The sequence below is a fragment of the Microbacterium algeriense genome, from assembly GCF_008868005.1.
GTDB classification, from domain to species: Bacteria; Actinomycetota; Actinomycetes; order Actinomycetales; family Microbacteriaceae; genus Microbacterium; species Microbacterium algeriense.
Genome location: NZ_WAAO01000002.1, coordinates 909,488 through 928,275, shown reverse-complemented (window position 1 = coordinate 928,275; position 18,788 = coordinate 909,488). Strand labels below are relative to the sequence as shown.

14 protein-coding genes are annotated in these 18,788 nt (G+C 69.5%); 6 read left to right on the top strand and 8 right to left on the bottom strand.

From position 1 onward, the window contains the following. Window positions 1-3: 3 nt before the first annotated feature. Complete coding sequence (locus F6A08_RS12060; RefSeq protein WP_151459540.1) at window positions 4-2,979, top strand: bifunctional [glutamine synthetase] adenylyltransferase/[glutamine synthetase]-adenylyl-L-tyrosine phosphorylase; 2,976 nt, start codon at window positions 4-6, stop codon at window positions 2,977-2,979. A 50-nt stretch (window positions 2,980-3,029) separates the two neighbouring features. Continuing rightward, entirely contained in the window at window positions 3,030-3,950 is a 921-nt protein-coding gene (locus tag F6A08_RS12055; protein ID WP_124895611.1) for a diacylglycerol/lipid kinase family protein, read from the top strand. Window positions 3,951-3,989: 39 nt separating this feature from the next. On the opposite strand, the gene F6A08_RS12050 is transcribed toward F6A08_RS12055, so the two are convergent. From F6A08_RS12050 to glnA, 3 genes are all read right to left on the bottom strand, one after another. After that, window positions 3,990-5,135, bottom strand: a complete 1,146-nt coding sequence (locus tag F6A08_RS12050; protein ID WP_017202228.1) for an AI-2E family transporter — start codon at window positions 5,133-5,135, stop codon at window positions 3,990-3,992. Between the two features lie 110 nt (window positions 5,136-5,245). Next, window positions 5,246-6,616, bottom strand: coding sequence for a serine/threonine-protein kinase (locus F6A08_RS12045; protein WP_151459539.1), 1,371 nt, complete (start codon window positions 6,614-6,616; stop codon window positions 5,246-5,248). 174 nt (window positions 6,617-6,790) lie between these two features. Next, window positions 6,791-8,215 (bottom strand): type I glutamate--ammonia ligase, encoded by a 1,425-nt coding sequence (gene glnA / locus F6A08_RS12040; protein WP_124895609.1) that lies wholly within the window; start codon window positions 8,213-8,215, stop codon window positions 6,791-6,793. Between the two features lie 146 nt (window positions 8,216-8,361). Here glnA and F6A08_RS12035 point away from each other — a divergent pair, with 146 nt between their 5' ends. Beyond that, a complete protein-coding gene (locus tag F6A08_RS12035; protein ID WP_026049732.1) occupies window positions 8,362-8,790 on the top strand; it encodes an RDD family protein in 429 nt (142 codons plus the stop codon). 7 nt (window positions 8,791-8,797) lie between these two features. Here the strand turns inward: F6A08_RS12035 and F6A08_RS12030 are convergent, their stop codons facing one another. Continuing rightward, window positions 8,798-9,286 (bottom strand): ATP-dependent zinc protease family protein, encoded by a 489-nt coding sequence (locus F6A08_RS12030; RefSeq protein WP_040568358.1) that lies wholly within the window; start codon window positions 9,284-9,286, stop codon window positions 8,798-8,800. 17 nt (window positions 9,287-9,303) lie between these two features. Between F6A08_RS12030 and F6A08_RS12025 the strand changes: the two genes are divergently transcribed. Beyond that, window positions 9,304-10,491 carry a RimK family alpha-L-glutamate ligase gene (locus F6A08_RS12025; protein ID WP_017202222.1) on the top strand — a complete coding sequence of 396 codons (1,188 nt, stop codon included), beginning with the start codon at window positions 9,304-9,306 and terminating at the stop codon, window positions 10,489-10,491. A gap of 57 nt (window positions 10,492-10,548) precedes the next feature. Here the strand turns inward: F6A08_RS12025 and F6A08_RS12020 are convergent, their stop codons facing one another. After that, on the bottom strand, window positions 10,549-11,259 hold the full coding sequence (locus tag F6A08_RS12020) for a DUF4191 family protein (RefSeq protein WP_017202221.1): 711 nt from the start codon (window positions 11,257-11,259) through the stop codon (window positions 10,549-10,551). 168 nt (window positions 11,260-11,427) lie between these two features. Here F6A08_RS12020 and F6A08_RS12015 point away from each other — a divergent pair, with 168 nt between their 5' ends. Further along, window positions 11,428-12,879: a hypothetical protein gene (locus F6A08_RS12015; RefSeq protein ID WP_151459538.1), complete on the top strand. Its 1,452-nt coding sequence runs from the start codon at window positions 11,428-11,430 to the stop codon at window positions 12,877-12,879. 14 nt (window positions 12,880-12,893) lie between these two features. On the opposite strand, the gene sucB is transcribed toward F6A08_RS12015, so the two are convergent. From sucB to F6A08_RS12000, 3 genes are all read right to left on the bottom strand, one after another. Next, window positions 12,894-14,666, bottom strand: coding sequence for a 2-oxoglutarate dehydrogenase, E2 component, dihydrolipoamide succinyltransferase (gene sucB, locus F6A08_RS12010; RefSeq protein ID WP_151459537.1), 1,773 nt, complete (start codon window positions 14,664-14,666; stop codon window positions 12,894-12,896). Window positions 14,667-14,732: 66 nt separating this feature from the next. Then, window positions 14,733-16,106 (bottom strand): dihydrolipoyl dehydrogenase, encoded by a 1,374-nt coding sequence (gene lpdA, locus F6A08_RS12005; protein ID WP_017202217.1) that lies wholly within the window; start codon window positions 16,104-16,106, stop codon window positions 14,733-14,735. Between the two features lie 3 nt (window positions 16,107-16,109). Continuing rightward, window positions 16,110-17,582, bottom strand: coding sequence for a leucyl aminopeptidase (locus F6A08_RS12000; protein WP_151459536.1), 1,473 nt, complete (start codon window positions 17,580-17,582; stop codon window positions 16,110-16,112). Between the two features lie 113 nt (window positions 17,583-17,695). Here F6A08_RS12000 and F6A08_RS11995 point away from each other — a divergent pair, with 113 nt between their 5' ends. Further along, on the top strand, window positions 17,696-18,637 hold the full coding sequence (locus F6A08_RS11995; protein ID WP_124895603.1) for a proteasome assembly chaperone family protein: 942 nt from the start codon (window positions 17,696-17,698) through the stop codon (window positions 18,635-18,637). Window positions 18,638-18,788 lie beyond the last annotated feature (151 nt).

Genomic DNA, 18,788 nt, shown 5'->3' with positions numbered 1-18,788 from the left:
GGCATGGCCCGTCCCGACGATTCGGTCTCGCTCTCGGCGCTGGCGAGACTCGGCTTCGCGGAGCTGAGCGAGGCAGCGGCGGCTCTGACCGAGCTGTCGAGCATCCTCGACCGGCCCCGCAGCGTGCTGCTTGAGGCGTCCGACGCCGCCGACCCGGACGCCGCCGTGCGCGGACTCCTCCGCGTCGCTCGTCGCGACGAAACGCCGCTGCGGCGGCTTCTCGACGACGAGGCGACTCGGCGGCGGGTGTGGCGGGTCTTCGGCGCCTCCGAGGGGCTGGCGGAGTTCTTCCTCCGGCACCCGGACCAGCTGTCGATCCTCGACGGTGCGCTGGATGCTCTCCCTGCCGCGCAGGACCTGGAGGAGCGACTGCTCGCGTCCGTCGGAGCACGAGACGGATTCGCCGGGGCGGGGGACGACGACGCCATCACAGCGGTCCGTGTCGCCTACCGTCGCGAGCTGGCCGCCATCGCCGCCTACGATCTGACGAGCCGGGACCCGCAGACTGAAGTGGCCGCGGTCTCGGCCGCCCTGGCCGACCTCGCCGGTGCCGCACTGGAGGCCTCTCTGGCGGTGGCCAGAGCCCGCTTGCAGGAGTCGCTCGGACACGCGGAGGTGGCCGCGACGCGTCTGGCCGTCATCGGCATGGGGAAGGCGGGCGCCCGGGAGCTGAACTACGTCAGTGACGTGGACGTGATCTTCGTCGGCGGCACGCGGGACGAAGAGGTCGTGAGCGAGGCCCGATCGATCGACATCGCCACCCGTCTCGCGCGCGAGACCATGCGCAACCTCAGTGCGATCGAGATCGAGCCGCCGCTCTGGGAGGTGGACGCCGCGCTGCGGCCGGAGGGCAAGCAGGGCGCACTGGTCCGCTCGCTCGGCTCGCATCTGGCGTACTACGACCGCTGGGCGAAGAGCTGGGAGTTCCAGGCACTGCTGAAGGCGCGTCCCCTCGCCGGGGACCCCGAGCTCGGCGCGGAGTACATCGCCGCGGTGCAGCCGAAGATCTGGTCCAGCGCGGCGAGAGACGACTTCGTCGAGAGCGTCCAGCGGATGCGCGAGCGCGTGATGGAGCACATCGACCCCGAGGACGCTCCGTATCAGCTGAAGCTCGGAGCCGGGGGACTACGCGACATCGAGTTCACGGTGCAGCTGCTGCAGCTGGTCCACGGACTCACGGATGAGTCCCTGCGCACGCGGGGAACGCTCGAGAGCCTCGACGCCCTGGTGGAGGGCGGGTACATCGGACGCGTGGACGCGGCGGCCTTCGCCGATGACTACCGTCTGCTCCGCCTGATGGAGCATCGTCTGCAGCTTCGCGAGCTCAGTCGCACGCACCTGATGCCGCGGACGCCGGCGGGCCTGCGCATCCTGGCACGGAGCAGCGGACTGGCGGAGAGCGGCGAGGGCGTGTGGTCGCGGTGGGAGACCGTGCGCCGCGAGGTGCGCGAGATCCATACCCGGCTGTTCTACCGGCCGCTGCTCTCCGCCGTCGCCGGGCTGCCGGAAGAGGAACGCACCCTGTCGGCCGCCCAGGCCCACGATCGGCTCGCGGCGATCGGGTTCCGAGACCCCACGGGTGCTCTGCGGCACATCGGCGCCCTCACGAGCGGGCTCAGCCGCAAGGCGACCATCCAGAGACATCTGATGCCCGTCATGGTGCGATGGTTCGCCGACGGCAGCGATCCCGACTACGCGCTGCTGGCCTTCCGCCGCATCAGCGAGCGGCTCGGGGACACTCCGTGGTTCCTCCGGATGCTGCGCGACTCCTCGGGCGCGGCCGAGAGCCTGACCCGCCTGCTGTCGTCATCCCGCTACATCGGCGAGCTGCTGGAGTGGATCCCCGAGTCGGTGGCGTGGCTCGACAACGCCGGACGCCTGCGACCTCGTGGCGCGGCGGCGCTGGACGAGGAGGCACGCGCGATCCAGACCCGGCACGAGACGATCGGCGATGCGCTGCGGGCGGTCAGAGCGCTACGCCGCCGGGAGCTGCTGCGGACGGCGATGGGGGCCGTGCTGGACGTGCTCACGATCGAGGAGGTGGCCACCGCGCTCACGGAGATCACGGAGGCGACCATCCAGGCCGCGTTGCGCGCGGTCATGCGCGAGGTCGTCCCCCCGGAGGACGAGGCGCTCGACTTCGCGGTGATCGCGATGGGACGATTCGGGGGAGCCGAGCTCGGCTTCGGATCGGACGCCGACATCCTGTACGTCTACGACGCGAACGGCGTCGATCCGCAACAGGCGCAGCGACTCGCCACCCGGATCGTGGCAGGGCTGCGCGAGCAGCTCACCGACCACCGTCTGCCGCTGGACCTCGACGCCGGGCTGCGGCCGGAAGGGCGCAACGGGCCGCTCGTGCGGTCCTTCGACGCCTACACCGAGTACTACCGCCGCTGGTCCCTCTCGTGGGAGGCCCAGGCGCTGCTGCGCGCCCGCGGTGTCGCGGGAAGCGCGAAGCTCATCGCGCGCTTCACGTCGCTGGCCGACGCCATCCGCTATCCCGAGTCGGTGGATCTGCAGGGCATCCGCGAGATCAAGCGCATCAAGGCGAGGGTCGAGGGAGAGCGTCTTCCTCAGGGCGCCGACCCCCGGCGTCACCTCAAGCTCGGTCCTGGCACGCTCAGCGACGTGGAGTGGCTCGTGCAGCTGCTCCAGCTCCAGCACGCGCATGCTGTGCCGGGCCTGCGCACCACTTCGACGCTCGGAGCGCTGGATGCCGCAGTCGCCGCGGATCTCGTCTCGGAGGATGACGCCGCACGGCTTCGGGAGGCCTGGCTGCTGTCGAGCCGACTGCGCTCGGCGATCACCCTGCTCACCGGTCAGACCAGCGACGTGCTGCCCGCGGACCGGCGTCAGCTCGACGCGATCGGACGGCTGCTGGGGTACCCGGATCGTTCCGCGACGGAGCTGGAGGAGGACTATCTGGGCGTGACGCGACGTGCGAGGAAGACCTTCGAGCAGCTGTTCTACGGTTAGCCGGTGGCAGCGAGTTTGCGGTATCGAACCGGCTGTCGCAAGCTGGCGATATGACCTACTCGCGCATCGGCATCGTCTGGAACCCCTCGAAGGTCGAGAAGGAGGTTCTGCAGACCGCCGCAAGCGACGTGTTCGGTGCGGAGCAGGACATCCGGTGGTGGGAGACCACGCCCGAGGACCCGGGTCGCGGCATGGCTCGCGAGGCTCAGGAGGACGGCCGCGAGCTCGTCATCGCGGTGGGCGGGGACGGGACCGTGCGGGCCGTCGCTGAATCACTCGCGGGCTCGGATACCGCGCTCGGCATCGTGCCGCAGGGCACGGGAAATCTGCTGGCGCGCAACCTGGAGATCCCGCTGAACAACGTGGCCGCGGCGTTCGAGCGGATCCGCGACTCCGAGCCGCGTCGGATCGACCTCGGCTGGGTGTCGTACGACGGAGCCGAGTATGCCTTCGCGGTCATGGTCGGTTTCGGCATCGATGCGCAGATGCTGGTGGAGACGGATGACGACCTCAAGTCGAAGGCCGGCTGGCTGGCTTACGTGGAGGCGATGGGCCGGGCTCTCGCCGGGACCGAGATGACCGACATCACGATCGCGATCGACGGCGACAAAGCGGTCGCCGTGCGCGGTCACACCATGCTCATCGGGAACTGCGGAATGGTCCAGGGCGGGATCCGGCTGCTGCCGGACGCGGTACTCGACGACGGCAAGCTCGACGTGCTGATGATCAGCGCCGACGGGGCCCTGCAGTGGCTGGACACGCTGCGCACCTTCGTCTGGGACAACGGAATCCGCCGAATCTTCGGGGCAGCCGACGAGGCCGTCAGCACCGACTCCGCGCGTCACCTCCCCGTCGAGACGGTCTCGGTGGAGCTGAAGACGCCTCTCGTCTTCGAGATCGACGGCGAGGAGATGGGCGAGGTCTCCGCCTTCGACGTTCGCGTGCAGCCGGGAGCCCTGCTCGTCCACTGAGGCGCACCCGCCTCAGCCAGCCCCGCCCCGTCGCTCAGGTCACGGGGCGGTGATCACAGGCGGGGCCTTCTTGCGGTCCTGGGCGGGGAAGATCACCTTCTGCACGATGATGATGATGCTCGCGGCGACCGGGATGGCGACGAGAGCACCGAGGATGCCGCCGAGTGCGCCACCGGCCACGGCGGCGATGACCACGAGAGCCCCGGGAACGGCGACGGCGCGGCTCATGATGCGCGGCGACAGCACGTATGCCTCGATCTGCATGTAGACGAGGTAGTAGCCGAAGGCGATGAGCGCCGTCACAGGCGAGACGAACAGGCAGATCAGCGAGTTGATGATGGAGGCCGTCAACGTTCCGACGAGCGGGATCATCGATCCGATGAAGGCGATGAGCGCGAGCAGGGCCGGTACCGGAGCGCCGATGATCGACAGCACGATGAGGCTGAGGACGCCGTTGATGAGCGCCAGGCTGGCCTGGCCCATGACGTAGCGTCCGACCGCACCGGAGACGTCCTCCAGCAGCTCGCTGAACGTGTCGCGCTGGTAGGACGGGACGAAGCGCGCGGCGGTGCGCTTCATGCTGCGCAGCGACGCCATGAAGTAGAGCGTGAGGATCAGCACGATCGTGACGCCGGTGAGGCCGCCGGCGATACCGGCACCGACCGCGAAGACGCCGCCGCCGATGTCGAGGAAGTTGTCGGGGTTCTGGACGAAGTCGAGGACACCCTGCGCCGCATCCTGGATGGTCGTGCCGAACTGGCCGCTCACATCCTTGAACCACTGGCTCTCCATGAAGTCCTCGACCATCTTCGGGCCGTCCTTGATGAGGTTGCTGATCTGTTCGACCAGCACCGGGACGATCGCGAGGATGATGCCCGCGAAGGCGAGGATGACGACCGCGACCACGATGGTCACGGCCGCGGGGCGGGGGAGCTTCTTCTCGATGAACGTGACGATCGGGTCGAGGCCGAGGGCCAGGAAGAGCGCGACGCCGATATACACGAGCACGGTCGCGAGCTGGTCCACGATTCCGCCGATGGCGAGGGCGACCAGCACGCCGAGCGCACCGAGGAGCCCGAACATGAACGGGTTGGCGCGTGCGGCCGCGGCGACCGTCGTGGTCGACCGGCGCTGAGCCGCCACCGTCTGCGGCTCATTGGGCGCGATCACTCTCTTGCGGCGCATGAGGCCCCTCCCTCTTTCCGAACTCAGTCGATCTTCCTCCACGCGACGCGCGCGCACGGTCAGCGACACCCTACGGGGCGCGCCGACGGCAACCGAGGAGGATCGTCAGCTCACTTGTCGTCGCCCGTGCTGGGCTTGTCCTTCTTGTCCGGCCCTTTGCCGTTGTTGCTTCCCGGGCCGTTGCCGTTGTCGTTGGTGCTCCCGGGCCCCTGACCCTTCTCGGCCTTCGGGCCCTTCTCCGACTTCTGCCCGCCGTCGTCCTCACTCGTCGACGCGGGGACCACGGTCGTGGTCTCCTCTGCGGGCGGCGCAGACTGCTCCACGGGAGCTGCGGAAGGCGCGGTCCGCGGGGGAGCGGTCACCGCCGAACGGGAGAGCTCCGGCTCCGTGCTGCCGCTCATCCACGCCGCGGACGTCGCCGACCCGACGACGATCGCCGCGACGGCTGCTCCGACGAGGACGAGACGGCGGGAACGCCGGCGCCCATCTCGTCTGTGGCGAAGCCGGCGCGTCGGCGCCGTGACCGGTGCGCTCTCCGCGGCGGGCAGCAGCAGTGTGGCCGCGGGAACGGCGGGAACGGCGGGAACGGCGGGAACGGCGGGCGGCAGCGGTGCTGCGGCGTTCGCGACGGGAGCCGCTGGAGACGCGGCGATCTCCCTGATTGTCCTGGCGGCCTCGAGGGCACGCGGCCGCTCGTCCGGATCGAGTGCCGTCATCCTCGTGAGGAGGTCGACCCATCCCGGCCCGAGCGAAGCCGGGATCTCCGGCGGGATGTGCAGCCGCGACAGTGCGGACTGCACGCCGAGTCCGGTGGGGAATCCGGGTTGCCCGGTCAGTGCCTCGAGCAGCACAAGTCCGAGAGCGTAGATGTCGAGCGCGGGGTGGACGTCGGCGTTGCGCAGCTGTTCCGGGGCCATGTACGCCACCGTGCCGAGCACGAAGCCGGGGGATGTCACCCGTGAGGCGTCCAGCGTGCAGGCGATGCCGAAGTCCGCGAGCTTCGCCCGCCAGCGGTCGCCGTCCGTGGACGGAGGGACGAGGAGGACATTCGACGGCTTGACGTCCCGGTGTACGATTCCCGCCGCATGCACGACATGCAGGGCCTCGGCGATGTCTGCTCCGATATGCGCGACCTCCTGCGAAGGGATGGCCGACCGCGCCATCCGTGTGCTGAGCGTCGGCCCGGCGACGAACTCCATGACGAGGTACTGCTCGCGCCCCGGGTCGAGCCGGGCGTCGAGCAGGGTGACGAGGGACGGGTGGTTCAGCGAGGCGAGCAGGGCTTTCTCGGTGTGCGCCCTGTCGGCGGATCCGACGACGGCCCGAGGCTCGCGTCGAATGACCTTCACGGCGACCGTGCGGCCGAGAAGGATGTCCTCCGCGCGGTACACGGTGGCCATGCCGCCTTCGCCGACCATCTCCGCGAGTCGATAGCGCGCGTCGAGCAGCGCCTCCGTCGGCGGTGCATCCTGGGTCCACATCGCTGCCTCCTGGTCGCCCGGATCGGGTCATCCCGACGACGCTCATGACTCTATGGGCGCCGACGACGCTTGACATCGGGCTTGACTCGCACGCGACGACCTGCAAGGTGCCCGCGGACGCGCAGAGAGCCCGCCCCCGCGAAGCGGGAACGGGCTCTCGAGCGGAAGTGCGGCTCAGACTCCGAAGTACAGCTCGTACTCGAACGGGTGCGGACGCTGCGCGATCGGCAGGATCTCGTTCTCGTACTTGTAGGAGATCCAGGTCTCGATGAGCTCCTCGGTGAACACGCCGCCCTCGAGGAGGAACTGGTGGTCGGTGCGGAGCGCCTCGAGCGAGTCCAGCAGCGAGTTCGGAACCTGCGGGATGTTCTTGGCCTCCTCGGGCGGCAGCTCGTAGAGGTCCTTGTCGACCGGCTCGTGCGGCTCGATGCGGTTCTTGATGCCGTCGAGGCCGGCCATGAGCTGCGCGGCGAAGGCGAGGTACGGGTTGCCCGAGGCATCGGGGGCGCGGAACTCGATGCGCTTGGCCTTCGGGTTCGACCCCGTGATCGGGATGCGGATCGCGGCGGACCGGTTGCCGGCCGAGTAGACCAGGTTGACCGGAGCCTCGAAGCCCTTGACCAGACGGTGGTAGCTGTTCAGCGTCGGGTTGGTGAACGCGAGCAGCGCCGGCGCGTGGGCCAGGATGCCGCCGATGTACCAGCGCGCGATGTCGCTGAGCTGGCCGTAGCCGGCCTCGTCATAGAACAGCGGCTTGCCGTCGTTCCACAGCGACTGGTGCGTGTGCATGCCGGAGCCGTTGTCGCCGTAGAGCGGCTTCGGCATGAAGGTCGCGACCTTGCCCCACTCGTTGGCGGTGTTCTTGACGATGTACTTGAACTTCAGGATGTCGTCGGCCGCGTGCACCATGGTGTCGAAGCGGTAGTTGATCTCCTGCTGGCCCGCGGTGCCGACCTCGTGGTGCGAGCGCTCGAGGATGAACCCGGCCTCGATGAGCTTGAGGGTGATGTCGTCGCGCAGGTCAGCGGTCTTGTCGACCGGGCTGACGGGGAAGTAGCCGCCCTTGTACGGGGTCTTGTTGGCGAGGTTTCCGCCCTCCTCCTCGCGGCCGGTGTTCCAGGCGGCTTCCTCGGAGTCGACCTTGTAGAAGCTCTCGCCGGCGGTCACGGAGTAGCGCACGTCGTCGAAGATGTAGAACTCCGCCTCGGGGGCGAAGAACGCGGTGTCGGCGATGCCGGTCGAGGCCAGGTACTTCTCGGCCTTCTTGGCGACCTGGCGCGGGTCCTTCGAGTAGATCTCGCCGGTGCGCGGGTTGTAGATGTCGAACAGCATCACGAGGGTGCTGGCCTCGCGGAAGGGGTCGATGTAGGCCGTGGTCACGTCCGGGATGAGCTGCATGTCGGACTCGTGGATGCTCGCGAAGCCCCGGATAGAGGAGCCGTCGAACAGCTGACCGTCCGTGAAGAACGCCTCGTCGACCGTCGCCGCAGGGATGTTGAAGTGCTGCTGCACACCAGGGAGGTCGGTGAAACGGATGTCAAGGAACTTGACGTCGTTCTCCTGGATGTAGGACAGTACCTCGGACGAATCTTTGAACATGTACGACTCCTGTAATGCGGATCGATGGCTTCACGGCCACTCTGCAGAGTACGGACGGGGGATTTCTCTACGGTATCCGCTTTGTTTCGGGCGTGTTACAGGAGCGGGGCGCCTGACCGGTATTCCGCGCTCGGTAGGCTGGGGGAGTGACGGATGCTGTGAACTCGTACCCCGGCGAACGCCTCGGACTCCCTGAATCCGGCAGCGGGAGCATCGCGCGTCCCGGCCGCCGCATCGGGGCACTCCTGATCGACTACGCCGCCGCCACGATCATCGCCACCGGGTTCCTCGGCTTCAACCAGTTCGCGCTGCCCACCGAGGCCGGTCTGACCCAGTTCGCGCCGATGCTGGTGTTCGCCGTGCTGCAGATCCTCTTCATCCCGACCGCTGGCGGCAGCCCGGGGCACCGCATCCTCGGCATGCGTGTCGTTCGCCTCGACGGCGCATGGGTCGGGCTGTGGCGTCCGATCGTGCGCACTCTGCTTCTCGTCGTGGTCGTGCCGGCCGTTATCTGGGACGCCGATCAGCGCGGGCTGCACGACAAGGTCGTCGGCACCGTCCTGGTCCGCACCTGACCCGCGCTCAGTCGCGACCGCGGTTGCGGCGACGAGCCTCGCGGGGCGCACGCCCGCCGAGGAAGGACCGCGCGGGGTCGACGATGTATCCGCGGCGCAGCGCCTCCCGGCCGATCAGCATCCGGAAGCCCATCTCGTCGCGGTTGCTGAGCGTGATCTCGGCGAGCACTTCGCGGTCGACGAGGCGGATGCGCAGCTGCACGACGAGCCGCTCCTGGGCATGACCGGAGGAGCTGCGCACCGCGCGGCGATCGTGCACGGGGCACTCGACCACGACCGCATCCTCCTGGCTGTCCTGCCACGGCTTCACCCGGAAGCGGACCCACGCCTCGCCCTCGCGGTCGAACTCGCGGATGTCGAACGCGTGCAGTGAGGAGGTGCGGGCACCGGTGTCGATCTTGGCTTTGATCCAGTCGACCTCGAGATCGGGCAGGCTGACCCACTCTCGCCACCCCGTAAGGGTGTTTGAATGGGTAGACCTACTCACCTGATACATCCTGGCAGGAATTCCCCGTGAAGATCGCAGTGCTCTCCCGCGCGCCGCAGGCGTACTCCACCCAGCGACTGCGCGCAGCCGCGCTTCAGCGAGGGCACAACGTCAAAGTGCTCAATACGCTGCGCTTCGCGATCGATCTCACGTCCGACGAACCGGACCTGCACTACCGGGGACGCCAGCTGAGCGACTACGACGCGATCCTGCCCCGGATCGGCAACTCGATCACATACTTCGGCACCGCCGTCGTGCGGCAGTTCGAGCAGATGGACGTGTACACGCCGAACACGGCGAACGGCATCTCCAGCGCGCGCGACAAGCTCCGCGCGAACCAGATCCTCTCGCGGCACAACATCGCGATGCCTCCGACGGCGTTCGTGCGCAATCGCGCCGACGTGCGTCCCGCGATCGAGCGTGTCGGCGGTGCGCCGGTCGTCATCAAGCTGCTCGAGGGCACGCAGGGGATCGGCGTCATCCTCGCGCCACAGGTGAAGGTGGCGGAGGCGATCATCGAGACGCTGCACTCCACCAAGCAGAACGTGCTGATCCAGAAGTTCATCTCCGAGAGTCGCGGACGCGACATCCGCGCCCTGGTGGTCGGGGACCGGGTCGTGGCCGCCATGCGCCGCTCGGCCGCCGGCGATGAGTTCCGGTCGAACGTGCACCGCGGCGGATCGGTCGAGGCGATCGAGCTCGATCCCGTCTACGAGCGCGCGGCCGTGCGGTCGGCGCAGATCATGGGTCTGCGTGTGGCGGGTGTCGACATGCTGGAGGGCGACGACGGGCCCCTCGTCATGGAGGTCAACTCCTCCCCGGGGCTCCAGGGGATCGAGACGGCGACCAAGCTCGATGTGGCGGGCGCCATCATCGACTACATCGCCGGTCAGGTGGCTTTCCCCGAGATCGATGTGCGGCAGCGCCTCACGGTGTCGACCGGCTACGGCGTCGCCGAGCTCATGGTGCACGGTGCCGTGGATCTGGTGGGCAAGACGCTGGGGGAGGCGGGGCTCTGGGAGCGCGACATCACGGTGCTCACCCTCCACCGCGGGGTCAGCGTGATCCCGAACCCGCGCAAGCACGTGGTGCTCGAGGCGGACGACCGGCTCTTCTGCTTCGGCAAGCTCGACGAGATGCGCTCGATGGTCCCGGAGCGGCGTCGCCGGAGGGCGAAGGTGCGTCGCCTGCCCCGCCAGCCGCTCTCCGAATGAACGAGAGCGCGGCCGCCCCGTGAGGGACGGCCGCGCTCCGGCAACGCGGACAGCGGGTCAACGAGGTCGCTGAGAGCGGACCTTCGTGGGGTCGATCCCCTTCGGGATGGGCAGCGACGACAGCGACTGGGATACCGAGTCGATGCGACGGATCACCGCGGCCATCGTGGCCTTGTCGATCGCCTTCGGAAGCTTCTTGATGGTCTTGGCGAGATCCGCGATCGCGACCTCGTCCTCACCGTGGCCGACGTAGAGGACCGTCACGGGAACGCCGTGGGCGACGCGCTGCGCCTTGCTGCGCTCCTCGTTCACGAGACGGGTGAGCCTGCCGCGCGCGCCTTCGCCGACCACGACGATGCCGCCGCGTCCGACCGTGCGGTACACGGCTTCCTGCGTCTTCGGGTTGATCCCGACCGGAGTCTCGGACGCCTGCCAGCTGCGGCCGAGGCTCGTGCTGAGGACGTGGCCGGTCGCTCCGGGCATGCCGTCGATCTTCGTGTACATCGCGGAGGTCGACAGTCGGGTCATCAGGAACAGGGCGCCGAGGATGCCCAGCATGAGCCCGGTGATGCCCCACAGGATGACGGTCCACACCTGGACGGGCGGGATCAGGTATCCGGCGACGAGGCCGAGGAGCACTCCGCCGACCAGGATCGCGGCCTGCGCCCAGGGGAGCCACGGGTAGGCCTCACGCGTGAACCGGAAGAGGGACTTGATCTGGGAGAAGAACCCAGGACGCTTTTCGGGTTCAGGAGCACGCTTTGCCATGAGGACCAGCCTACCGATTCCGTGGCCCTCCTGATGCCCGCGTTCGCGCGAAGCGGAGCGGCGCTGCTTTGGTCTGAGTCCTCCTGCACAGTCGTCGGCGCGGAGCGGAAGCGTCCACATCGGGCCCGAACCGGCCGCCACGTCACCTCGGTGCGCTCTGATGGACGCATGGCAGACGTCGAGACGGCACACGACCGGGGCAGCGCGCTGGTTCCGGGGGCGCACCGTGTGATCCGTGCCCTCGATGCGCGGGAGGGGCCGTTCGCCGGCACGCTGGTCACCCGGGGGGACGGGGTGGCGGTGCGGGTGGATGAATCATCGCTCGGTGGGTGGGCCGGGTGGCGGTTCTGCGGCGCGGAGCATGTGGCCGCGCCGCTCGACGTCATCCGACGCCGCGTCGGGCACGACGTGCTGTTGCCGTGGTGCTCCGATCGGTTGCGGGGCCTCGTCGACCGTCGGGCGGCTGTGGGAGCCGTCCTGACGCCCGGCGAGTGCACCACGCTCGCGATCAGTCTCCTGCGGGGTCTCGACGAGATGGAGGAGGGCGTCGAGGCCCCGCGGAGCGGCACATGGTGGCTCACGGATCGCGGCCGACCGGTGTGCGTGCTCGGGGAAGGACCCGATGCCCGGACGGGGGTCCTGGAGATCGTCGGAGCACTGGGGGAGCAGAGCGCGGACAGACTGCTCAGGCGGTCGCTCGCGACGATCGAGGAGGGGATCCGGCGAGTCGGCGCGCAGCCTCGGCTGCCTCGGCGGCTCCTCGCCTCGTGGGAGCAGGAGCTCCTGTCGATCGCCGCACCGCAGCCGCTGGAGCGCCGCGGTTCGACACCCGAGCGCGCGCGAGAGGTCGCTCGGACGGTGGCGTCCCGTGAGCCCAGCGCGGCGTCACAGCGCCAGCGGCTGCGCGCGCACCGTTCCCGCACCGGCGCGAGGCGGCGAGACGACGCTCGGTCGCGGAGGGTCTCCGATGCGGTGGAGGCTGCCGTGCACGCCGGGGAGGCGGCCATCGCCCGTGTCCGGGGCACGCTTCCCGTTCGGCGGGCTGCACCGCGGAAGGAGAAGACCGCTGCGCCGGTGGGACGGCGTCGTGTCGTGGTCATCGCGGGGACCGCTGCCGCGGCTGTGCTCGCGGCGGGGCTGCTCTGGCCGGAAGGGGAGGCCACGGGCACCGCTGAAAGGGCAAGCCTCGCGTCGCCGTCCCCCGCGGTCACCGCGCCTCCCACCCGGCCGGCAGCGGTTCCGACTCTGGACGGGGCAGGCGAGGTGGCCGAGACGGCCCCGTCGGCCACGGCTCCGAGCGCCGCGGCCGGTGATGCGGTCGGTGCCGTAGCCGAACTGCTCGCCACGATCGGCGGCTGCCGAACGGCAGGCGACGACTCCTGTTCCGGCGCGGTGGCGACGGGCTCCACGGGCGTCGTCGATGCTCTCGCCGGCGTCGACACGGCGAGCTCGACCGCAGAGCTCGTGGATGAGTACGGCGACGTGGCGGTGGTCCGCCTCCGCGTCGAGAGTCTGAGGAATGACGAAGCGGTCTCCTCCGCGGAGAAGATGGTGGTACTCATCCGCGCGGAACAGAAATGGCTGGTCCGCGACGCCTACGACGTCGCGGACCAGCCATGATCGGTCCTCCGGAGTCAGGCTCCGAGCTGCGAGGCGAACTGCGCGGCCTCGAGGCGAGCCTTGACGGCTCCGAGGAAGCGTGCCGCGTCGGCACCGTCGATGATCCGGTGGTCGTACGAGAGCGCGAGGTACACGTACGAGCGGATGGCGATCGCGTCCGCGCCGCCGACCTTCACAAGGCCGGGACGCTTGACGACCGTGCCGGTGCCGAGGATCGCCGACTGCGGAAGGAAGACGACAGGAGTGTCGAACAGCGCGCCACGCGAACCCGTGTTGGTCAGCGTGAAGGTGCCGCCGGCGAGCTCGTCGGGCTTCAGCTTGTTGTCGCGGGTGCGAGCGGCGAGGTCCGCGATCTCGTGGGCGATCTGCGCGATGTTCTTCGACGCCGCGTCACGCAGCACCGGCGTGAGCAGGCCGCGCTCGGTGTCGACCGCGATCGACACGTTCTCGCTGGCCGGGTACACGATGTTCTCCCCGTCGACCGTCGCGTTCACGATCGGGAACGCCTGCAGCGCCTCGGCCGTGGCGAGCGCGAAGAACGGCAGGAACGACAGCTTGTCGCCCGTCTTCTCCAGGAAGGAGGCCTTCACGCTGTCGCGGTATTCGGCGAGGGCCGTCACGTCGACCTCGACGACGGTCGTGAGCTGAGCCGTCTGCTGCATCGACTCGACCGCACGCTTGGCGAGCACCTTGCGCAGACGCGACATCGGCTGCGTCGTGCCGCGCAGCGGAGACACCTCGAGCGGAGCGGGGGCGGGAGCAGACGCCGCGGCAGCGGGAGCCGACGAAGCGGTCTCCGCAGCCTTCAGCACGTCTTCCTTGCGGATGCGTCCGCCGACACCGGTTCCGGTGACGGTGGCGAGATCCACACCCTGCTGTGTGGCGAGGCGCCGGACGAGCGGCGTCACGTAGAGGTTGTCGTTCTCCGTGGGCAGCGCGAGCTTCGGAGCTGCGGCGGGTGCCGGTGCTGCGGCGGGTGCCGGTGCTGCGGCGGGTGCCGGGGCTGCGGCCGGTGCCGGTGCAGCGGCAGGAGCCGGCTGAGCGGCGGGTGCCGGGGCAGCGGGGGCGGGTGCCGGCTCGGCGGCGGGAGCCGGAGCAGCCGGCGCGGACTCGCCAGCCGGAGCTTCAGCGGCGGGGGCCGCCTGCGCCGGGGCCCCGGAGCCTACGCGAGCGAGCACCGCACCGACCTCGACCGTCTCGTCCTCCGCAGCGACGATCTCCTGGAGAACGCCGGCCACGGGCGAGGGGATCTCGGTGTCGACCTTGTCGGTGGAGATCTCGAGCAGCGCCTCGTCGACCGCGATGCTGTCGCCGACCTGCTTCAGCCAGCGCGTGACGGTGCCCTCGGTCACGCTCTCGCCGAGTTCGGGGAGCACGATGTCGGTGGCGTCGCCGGAAGGAGCGGCGGCGGGCGCGGCCTCAGCGGCCGGTGCAGCCTCGGGCTCCGCGGCGGGCGCGGGTGCTTCGGGCTCCGGCGCGGGCTCAGCCGACGCCTGCTCTGCGGCGGGCTCGGCGGCGGCGGGGGCGTCCGCGGCGGGGGCGGGGCTGCTGCCGTCGCCGATCCGCGCCAGCAGGGCGCCGACCTCGACGGTCTCATCCTCGGCCACGAGGATCTCCTCGATCACGCCGCTGACGGGGGAGGGGATCTCGGTGTCCACCTTGTCGGTCGAGATCTCGAGCAGGCCTTCATCCGCCTGCACGGTGTCTCCCACCTGCTTGAGCCAGCGGGTGACCGTACCCTCTGTGACGCTCTCACCGAGAGCGGGGAGGACCACGGATGTGCTCATGACTGAGTCTCCTTCAGAAGTTGTATGACGCTTGTCTAGCTTAGTGACTCGGGCACCGGTTGGTGCTCAGAGGGCGTGCAGGGGCTTTCCGGCCAGTGCGAGGAAGGCTTCGCCGAGTGCCTCGCTCTGGGTCGGGTGGGCGTGGATCAGGGGAGCGATGTCCTCGGGGTGCGCCTCCCAGGCGACCGCGAGCTGCCCCTCGGTGATGAGTTCCCCGACTCGATCGCCGAGCAGGTGCACACCCACGACGGGGCCTTCCTTGATCCGGACGACCTTCACGAGGCCGCTGGTACCGATGATCTCGCTCTTGCCGTTGCCGGCGAGGTTGTACTCGTACGCGACGACCGCGTCCGCCCCGTGCTCCGCGATCGCCGCCTCCTCGGTGACGCCGACCGAGGCGACCTCCGGGCTGGAGTAGGTGACCTTCGGGATCTGGGAGTCCGGGATGTTCGTGGGGGACAGGCCCGCGATGCGCTCGGCGACGGCGATTCCCTGCTGGAAACCACGGTGCGCGAGCTGGAGACCGGGAACGATGTCACCCACCGCCCACAGGCCGGGGACGCCGGTGCGCAGCTCCTCGTCGACCGTGACGAAACCGCGCTCCAGGGTCACGCCGGCCTCTTCGAATCCGAGGTCGGCGGTCACGGGGCCGCGCCCGACCGCCACCAGCAGATAATCGGCGGTGAACTCCTTGCCGTCCTCGAGCGTGACGGTCACGGACGAATCGTCCTGGGTCGCGGTCTGGAAGCGGACGCCGAGCGAGTACTGGATGCCGCGGCGGCGGAAGGCGCGCTCCAGGCCCTTGCTCAGGGCGATGTCCTCGTTCGGCACGAGGTGCGGCAGCGCCTCGATGATCGTGACCTCGGCGCCGAAGGACCGCCATACGCTGGCGAACTCGACGCCGATCACGCCGCCGCCGAGGATGAGCACGCGCTCGGGGATGACATCCAGAGCCAGGGCCTGCTCACTCGTGAGGATCCGCCCGCCGATCTCGAGCCCCGGCAGCGAGCGACTGTAGGAGCCGGTCGCGAGCACGACATCCGTGCCGGCGTAGACGTCGTCGCCGACGCTGACCGTCCGATCGGTGTTCAGCCGGCCGAGACCCGCGACCGTGGTGATGCCGCGCGCCTTGACCAGGCCCTCGAGACCCTTGTACTTCTTGGCGACGATGCCTTCGCGGTAGGCGCGGACACCGGCGGGATCAATGCCGTCCAGCGTCGCCGACACACCGACGGCGGCGGCATCGCGCACGTGCTCCGCCACCTCGGCCGCGTGCAGCAGCGCCTTGGTGGGGATGCAACCGCGGTGCAGGCAGGTCCCGCCGACCTTGTCCTTCTCGATCAGCGCGACCGACTTGCCGAGCTCACTCGCGCGCAATGCCGCGGCGTATCCGCCACTGCCGCCGCCCAGGACGACGATGTCGAAGGTGTGGGTTGTCATGTGTCATGCCTCCGGGTGGGATGCTTCGGCGAAGGCGACGATCGATCGGACCATCGCCCCCGTTGGGCCCTTCTCAGTGAAGCCGTACGGTGCTCCGGCGTGTTCCCCGGAGCCCGCGATGTCGAGGTGCACCCACGGGATGCGGGGCGCGTCGTCCGCGTCGGTGGTGCGTCCGACGAAGCGTCGGAGGAAGAGGCCGGCGAACGAGGCGCCGCCCATCCGATCGCCCATGTTCGCATTCTGCAGGTCGGCGATGGGGGACTCCAGCGACTCCTCCATGTACTCCGGCAGCGGCATGTGCCAGGCGGGCTCGTCGACCCGCTCCGCAGCGGCGAGGAACTCCGCCACCGTGTCGTCGTCTCCGAACACGCCGGTGTGGCGGTGTCCGAGCGCGGCGACGATCGCTCCGGTGAGCGTGGCGACGTCGATGATGACGTCCGGCTGCTCGCGACTCGCGGCGACCAGGCCGTCCGCGAGGACCAGCCGGCCCTCGGCGTCGGTGTTCTGCACCTCGACGGTCGTGCCGTCGAGGATGCGGATGACGTCGCCGGGGCGCAGTGCGCGACCGGAGGGCATGTTGTCGGTGATGCAGAGCCAGGCGCTGACGTGGACGGGGAGGCCCAGCGTGGCGATGGCGCGCAGCGCTGCGAGCGAGGTCGCGGCACCCGCCATGTCGAACTTCATCCCGACCATCGATGCGGCCGGCTTCAGGGAGAGGCCTCCGGTGTCGAAGGTGATGCCCTTGCCGACCAGGGCGATGTGCCTGGTCGCGCCGGCGGGAGAGTAGTCGAGGCGCACGAGGCGGGGCGGGCGGTCCGAGCCCTGCCCCACACCGAGGATGCCGCCGAAGCCCTGCTCCGCGAGAGCGGTCTCGTCCAGGATCTCCACCGTGACGTCGAGGTCGGCGACGCTGTCGGCGGCACTCTGCGCCAGCTGCGCGGGACTCTGCCACTCGGCCGGGACGTTCACGAGATCCTTGACGAGGGCCACGGCGTCTCCGACCGCCTGAGCGCGGGCGACGGCAGCGTCGTCCAGGCTCGCGTGGAGGGTGACGGCGGTCGCGCGCGTCTTCCCCTTCTCGGTGCGGTAGCCGTCGAAGCGGTGCCCGCCCAGGATCGCGCCTTCCGCCGCGGCCTCGGCGAAGGACTCGAGTCCGTCTGCGAGGCCGAGCGCCACGTGGTCGAAGCCCGTGAGACTGCGCAGCGCGACGCCGGCTGCGGCACGCACGGCGGCGGCATCGGGATCGGCGCCCGCACCCACGACGGCGAACGGCAGCGCCGTCACATCCGGTGCGTACACGCGAGTGAAGGATCCGGCTGCGCCCGTGAACCCGATGCCGGCGAGGGCGTCGGCGAGGCCGGGGTGGTCGGCCAGGGATGCGGCGGACTCGGGGAGAGCCGAGACGACGAGCACTGCGGCATCTGCAGCGCTTCCGGGGAACTGATCGGTGGTGTGCGAGAGCACGGGAAGCGTCATGCCTCCATCCTAGGATCTCCCTCGCGGCGCCGTCGCGCGCCGACCGTGCGCGTGTTCGCTCTCAGCATGACGTGCCGCGCCCCGGGGTCCGGGGCTGCTCGTAGCATGGAGACATGCCCTTCTCCGGTGATATCTACGAACGCGTCGCGGATGCGCCCGCAGTGCCGCACGGCCTGCCCCTGGTGCTGCTTCTGACAGGTTTCACCGATGCCGGCAGCGCCGTCTCGGGACTCATCGATCACCTGCGCGAGACGGCTTCTCCCGAGCCGATCGCCGTGTTCGACAACGACGTCCTGCTGGACTACCGCGCTCGTCGCCCCGTGATCTCCTTCGACCAGGACCACCTGACCGAGTTCCGGCCGCCGCGGCTCGAACTGTCGCTCGCGACCGACGCTCTCGGCCGCCCGTTCCTGCTGCTGGCGGGATACGAGCCCGACTTCGCCTGGAACGCCTTCGCGAGCACCGTGCTCGATCTGGCCGCTGAATTCGAGGTCTCCGGTCTGCACTGGGTGCACTCGATCGCCATGCCCGTGCCGCATACGCGCCCGATCGGCACGACGGTCAGCGGCAACCGGCGCGATCTGGCCGTCGCGCACTCGGTGTGGCGTCCGCGCACGAAGGTGCCGGCGACGGCCGGTCATCTCCTGGAGTTCCGTTTCGCGGAGCGAGGGGAGCGTGTGGTCGGATTCGTCCTGCTCGTGCCGCACTACCTCGCCGAGACCGAGAACCCGGATGCGGTGATCGCGGCTGCTGAGCGGCTGATGGCCTCGACGGGTCTGGTGCTGATGCTGGATGCGGTCCAGGAGCGCCGTGAGGACTACGTCGCCCGGGTCGATGAGCAGGTCCTCGGCAACGATGAGCTCCAGCAGATGGTGCACAACCTCGAGCGCCGCTACGACGCTTACATGGCAGGGCGGAATCCCGACGACGACTCCTACGACGAGGGCGGATTCAGCGAGCGCGACCTCCCGAGCGCCGACGAATTGGCCGCGGAGCTGGAGCGCTATCTGGCGACGCGACCGTCCGGCGACGAGGACAAGCCCGGCCGCGGTTGAGACAGATCCGCAAAAGTTCGACGGAATGCGTCCGCATCGCCACACGTGTGCGATACTAGGACTCTGACCCGTTGTCAATCAGTGTTTTCGAGCGCTGGACTTGACAAGGGTCTTACTAGTGTCCGAAATGTCCCGGAGCTACACAGCAGCT